General features: G+C 69.4%; 1 protein-coding gene. It reads left to right on the forward strand.

Going from position 1 to position 651, the window contains the following annotated elements; translation table 11 throughout:
- Window positions 1–12 precede the first annotated feature (12 nt).
- Window positions 13–651, forward strand: a 639-nt coding sequence (locus FK530_RS24680) for a DeoR/GlpR family DNA-binding transcription regulator (RefSeq protein ID WP_146489451.1), incomplete at its 3' end; no start/stop codon positions are given.

Genomic DNA, 651 nt, shown 5'->3' on the forward strand with positions numbered 1-651 from the left:
GAGTGGACGGCGATGTACGCAGAGGAACGTCAGCAACAGATCCTGCAGGCGATCGAACAGGACGGACGGGTGTCGGTGTCCGCCCTCGCGCGACGCTTCGAGGTGGCCACCGAGACCATCAGGCGGGACCTCGACGCACTCTCCTTGGCGGGTCTGCTCACACGGGTCCACGGGGGGGCGATCCCCAGCCGCAGCGGGGACGAACCCGACCTGCCCACCAGGCTGTCCACCAACACTGCAGCCAAACGCCGCATCGCCCGGGCTGCAGCCGCCTACCTACCCGCGGGGAGTGACCCGACGATCCTCCTGGATGCAGGCTCCACCACCATTGAGCTCATCCCCCACCTGCAGGGCCGCAACCTGCGCGTCGTGACGAACTCTCTGCCGGTGGCCGAGTCGGCCCTGGCGATGAACGTCCCCGCCGTCGACATGCTGCCCGGACGGGTGCGTGGACTCACCCGTGCCGCCGTCGGGGTGGACACGGTCCACGCACTGGCCCGCATCCACCCCGACGTCGCCTTCATCGGATGCAACGGCATGGGGCCCGCCGGGATCACCACGCCGGACCCTGACGAAGCGGCCACCAAGTCGGCCATGATGGAGGCAGCCAGCCGGCGCATCATCCTGGCCGACTCGTCCAAGGCGGGTCAG

This window comes from Tsukamurella conjunctivitidis (genome assembly GCF_007858475.1).
In the GTDB taxonomy this organism is placed as follows: domain Bacteria; phylum Actinomycetota; class Actinomycetes; order Mycobacteriales; family Mycobacteriaceae; genus Tsukamurella; species Tsukamurella conjunctivitidis.